Origin of the sequence: Syntrophothermus sp., from assembly GCF_013314835.1 — a bacterium.
In the GTDB taxonomy this organism is placed as follows: Bacteria; Bacillota; Syntrophomonadia; order Syntrophomonadales; family Syntrophothermaceae; genus Syntrophothermus; species Syntrophothermus lipocalidus.
The window spans coordinates 1-3,731 of record NZ_JABUEX010000121.1 but is presented as its reverse complement, the minus strand read 5'-3'; the positions used below and the strand labels follow the sequence as shown (position 1 = coordinate 3,731).

Sequence of the window (3,731 nt, the reverse complement as noted above, 5' to 3'; positions counted from 1 at the left end):
ACACTGTTGACTTTTAAGCGGATTACCCCTTATAATAAGACTTGCCGATGGCGCTCCTCGATAGCTCAACGGTAGAGCATCCGGCTGTTAACCGGAGGGTTGCAGGTTCGAATCCTGCTCGGGGAGCCAAAGTTTTGGGCCTATAGCTCAGCTGGTAGAGCTACCGGCTCATAACCGGTTGGTCCCAGGTTCGAATCCTGGTAGGCCCACCATCCCAGAAACTAGGCGGTATGTTGATGCTCGAAGTTAGGACAGACTCGGGTACATGACATACGTATTTGAATGAGATTGTGGCCCCATGGTCAAGTGGTTAAGACACCGCCCTTTCAAGGCGGTAACAGGGGTTCGAATCCCCTTGGGGTCACCAACGGGCGATTAGCTCAGTGGGAGAGCACCTGCCTTACAAGCAGGGGGCCAGTGGTTCAAGTCCACTATCGCCCACCAACTAAAAATCAATAATCCTCGGGGTTTCCGAGGATTTTTTATTGGGCAACGATTAACAGACGTTGGCAAAAAATGCGGCCTTGTGTGTAGTTTTGTGTGCAGTTGGGACAACAACATTTCGGGCGTGTATGTGCAGTTTTCACCAGTCAGGGGGTCATAAGAGGTCGTAAGTTCTGAAGACCCGTTCGATCACGGCCCTCATGGCGACGAGGTCGGGATGGACGTAGTGGGCAGTTATGGTGCGGTTGGAAAGCTGTTATTCTGTTTTCATAAGATCCGACAGCCGCTCCAGGAAATCGCCCGGCGTGCCGACTCTAAAACCAAACTCTTCTCCCTTAAGCCTTAAGAAATGCTTATCAAGGCTTACCAGCCAGTCCACTCTCCCGGAGATTGCCGCTGCCAGGACGGGGGCATCATGGGTGTTTATATGCTTGGAGGCGCGGGTTATTTCTTTCTGAGTAACCTGGACCAACTGAAAAGGCAATGTCTCAAACAGCTTTTCAAACAAAGGCAGAGCGTCAGGGAGTTTCCTTTGGATATTGCGAAGCACTTCGTTTATTACGTGATCGGAGATTACTGCCGTGACCACTTCTGCTTCGGCCAGAGCAAGAAGTTTGTGAGAGCCGCCTCTCTTTGAGGCAAGAGCGGAGATTATCACGCTGCTGTCGAGAAATACCTTAATCTGCTTCGTACTCATGGTCGCCCTCTCGCAGTTCCTTCAGCAGATCCTCCAACTGGATGTTGTTCCGCTTCATTTCCTTGAGCACTGAGGATGCAAGCTTCCTAACAGTAAGGGCCTCCGGCATTGCTATTATCGCCCTGCCGGCTCTGAAAACTTCCAGAACTGTGTCCTCATCTATGTTGAGGTCCTTTCTGAATTCGGCGGGGATTGTGAATTGGCCCTTGCCCCAAACGCGAACTTTTTTTGTTTCTTGACCCGCAGGATTCATGGCGGACATCCTCCTTTCAGAATTCTGACTTCATTATAACGCTGGAACGTATTTCAATGAAGCACGATTAAAAGTAAACTGTTGCTACCGATCGAGACTTCCGCATAATTCGAAAAAAGCAGACTCAAAAAGACCAAGAACAATCATTACCGGGCCGAATATACGTAGGTGACTTCACCCTTTCACGTTTTGTTGGTTTTGGTTTTTCTCGCCTTAAAAATTCGGCAAAACGGGGGGTAAAGTCCTTTTTTATCTACGATAAATCCCCGATTTTTAGGGGTTGGTTGGTGTGCACAAGTCTCAAGTAATGGGTTATAGATCCCCAAAATGCGCGTTTCTTGACTTAATCAGGCAACTGGTAAAAGAGGTTGGACGAAGACGAAAGGAACCTGGACAGGTTTCCGGTTTAGTAACGACTGCGCTCGGGCCACTATTGGTTAATCAGCTCTCATCATCCTTGCCATAGACGCTGGACAATGAGTTTGGCAACAGGTCCGCTATCAAAAACAAGGCTGACTGGTTGTTGTTTTCATCAGCGAGTCGGCACCCCCTAATTAGTAGCGATCTTGTAGAGCAGTACAAGGTAAGCCGACTAGATACTCAGAGGGTCTGAAGACATCGGCCACGACAGTAGCGGTAGCGTCGTCGATAGCAGCAAGGAGAGAGACATAAGGCTTATCGGGTCCGAGCCAGGGGAAAGGGCTGGCATCGATCTGGACCAGTTAGCCCATCCTAGCCCGGCGAGGTCTTGAGCGATAAGATTTAGGTCTTCTCTTCTTTTTAGGAGGTCTGGAAACCGAAGGCGAGATTATCACAGATCGACAACAGGAGAGGACGAGTTGGGAGTGACCTCCTGATCAAGTTGTGATAAAATAGAGACACAGAAAAGACACAATCGAGAAAGGACAGTGGTTTTTATGCGTTTCGTAACGGTGCGCGACTTGAGACAGAAAGGTAAGGAGATATGGAGTAAACTACAGTCAGGGGAAGAAGCCGTTCTCACCCACAACGGCAGCCCTGTTGCTCTTTTAATAGGTGTGCGGGAAGAAGAACTGGAGGAAATGATGCGGATGGTGAAACGCGCCCGAGCTGAAGCCGCAGTCCGACGCTTAAGAGAGAGCGCGCGCCAGGCCGGACTGGAAAATATGAGCGTAGATGAGATCGAAGCAGAAATACTTGCGGTAAGACAGGAGCGCAGGCCGTGAAGGTAGTGCTGGATACGAACGTGCTGGTTTCAGCTCTGCTCACTCCCTACGGCCCTTCAGCGCGGGTTTTGGATGCGGTTCTTGCAGGCCTGTTGATTCTAGTGTTCGACGACCGCATCCTGCGTGAATACGAGGAAGTGCTAGGAAGAAGCCGATTTGGATTTGAACCGCGGGACGTGAAGGCGCTCCTGGACTTCTTTCGTTTAGAAGGCGTGGCGGTTGCGGCTCCGCCTTTGAACGCTGAGCTTCCGGACCCGGATGATGTGATGTTTGTGGAAGTAGCCGCAGCGGGCACAGCCGATGCTATCGTCACGGGGAATCAGAAGCATTTTCCTGCCGAAGGTTGCGGCGGCATCGCCGTAGTGTCGCCAGGGGAACTGCTGTCGCTGCTTAGAGCAACTGGTGATGGTTCTTAATCCTTGACTAGGAAGTGATGCGCTGCCTCCGGACGAACCCAAGCGGATGGACCGCCTGGTTATGCGCGCGCTGGCCGAAGATTTGATTTCCGAATCCCGCGCCGCCGAACTGCCTGGGAAGCCACTGGAGAAGTTTCTAAAGTTTCTAGATGAGATAGGCAGAAGGTAAGGCGTTATTCGCGTGCTAAAAAAGGAGCAGCTTGACAAGGGCGCTCTTGAAGTCATCTTTCATTTTGCCTGATATACGGGGCTCAGAACGGCTATCGCATTATTGACGACCACATGGTGAATCGGGTAATTCAGGGAGAACTGAGTTAGTTCTCCCTCTTCCCTTACCTGTGCTCTCCGGTCAGTTACTCCGTCATATTCCGGACAATTAACACCGTCTATCTCCGAGATTTTTAAGGGAGCAGCAACACCGTATTTAGGAAAATTAGTTTTGCTGGACGTTGCACTTGCGGAATGTGCAGGCCATGAAAGACGGCCGACAGTACATTTGCGGGTTTTGGTCAAAAGAAAAACCCCGGAGTATCAGACCTGTCAAAAAGGTCGTACTGCGGTTACAAGCTAATACTCCTTCAAAATGTCGTGATGTCCTATAGCGTGCAGGGTGAGAACGTCCTTTTCCGCCTGGTAAACGATGCGGATGTCCTTGTTAACATAGGCTTCCCAGAACGGAGTCCCTCTTATCTTGTGAACCCGCAGTGATGGGTGTT

4 protein-coding genes and 4 tRNA genes are annotated in these 3,731 nt (G+C 50.5%); 6 read left to right on the top strand and 2 right to left on the bottom strand.

Translation table 11 applies throughout. The annotated features are described in order from the left end of the window. Nucleotides 1-54: 54 nt before the first annotated feature. The 4 genes from HPY90_RS15325 to HPY90_RS15310 all read left to right on the top strand — a co-directional run bounded on the left by HPY90_RS15325 (nucleotide 55) and on the right by HPY90_RS15310 (nucleotide 444). Nucleotides 55-129 (top strand) — tRNA-Asn (locus tag HPY90_RS15325). A 7-nt stretch (nucleotides 130-136) separates the two neighbouring features. After that, nucleotides 137-212: transfer RNA gene (locus tag HPY90_RS15320), tRNA-Ile, on the top strand. An 80-nt stretch (nucleotides 213-292) separates the two neighbouring features. Continuing rightward, a tRNA-Glu gene (locus HPY90_RS15315) sits at nucleotides 293-367 on the top strand. Between the two features lie 2 nt (nucleotides 368-369). Then, nucleotides 370-444, top strand: a tRNA-Val gene (locus HPY90_RS15310). 256 nt (nucleotides 445-700) lie between these two features. On the opposite strand, the gene HPY90_RS15305 is transcribed toward HPY90_RS15310, so the two are convergent. Further along, nucleotides 701-1,141, bottom strand: coding sequence for a putative toxin-antitoxin system toxin component, PIN family (locus tag HPY90_RS15305; RefSeq protein ID WP_287195775.1), 441 nt, complete (start codon nucleotides 1,139-1,141; stop codon nucleotides 701-703). Further along, a complete protein-coding gene (locus tag HPY90_RS15300) occupies nucleotides 1,122-1,394 on the bottom strand; it encodes an AbrB/MazE/SpoVT family DNA-binding domain-containing protein (RefSeq protein WP_287195773.1) in 273 nt (90 codons plus the stop codon). Before HPY90_RS15300 ends, HPY90_RS15305 begins: the two co-directional genes overlap by 20 nt. A 917-nt stretch (nucleotides 1,395-2,311) precedes the next feature. Here HPY90_RS15300 and HPY90_RS15295 point away from each other — a divergent pair. Together HPY90_RS15295 and HPY90_RS15290 are read left to right on the top strand one after the other, a co-directional pair. Beyond that, the gene (locus tag HPY90_RS15295; RefSeq protein ID WP_287195771.1) at nucleotides 2,312-2,599 is read left to right on the top strand and encodes a type II toxin-antitoxin system Phd/YefM family antitoxin; all 288 of its coding nucleotides are present in this window, start codon (nucleotides 2,312-2,314) and stop codon (nucleotides 2,597-2,599) included. Then, the gene (locus HPY90_RS15290) at nucleotides 2,596-3,015 is read left to right on the top strand and encodes a putative toxin-antitoxin system toxin component, PIN family (RefSeq protein ID WP_287195769.1); all 420 of its coding nucleotides are present in this window, start codon (nucleotides 2,596-2,598) and stop codon (nucleotides 3,013-3,015) included. Before HPY90_RS15295 ends, HPY90_RS15290 begins: the two co-directional genes overlap by 4 nt. Nucleotides 3,016-3,731: the final 716 nt, after the last annotated feature.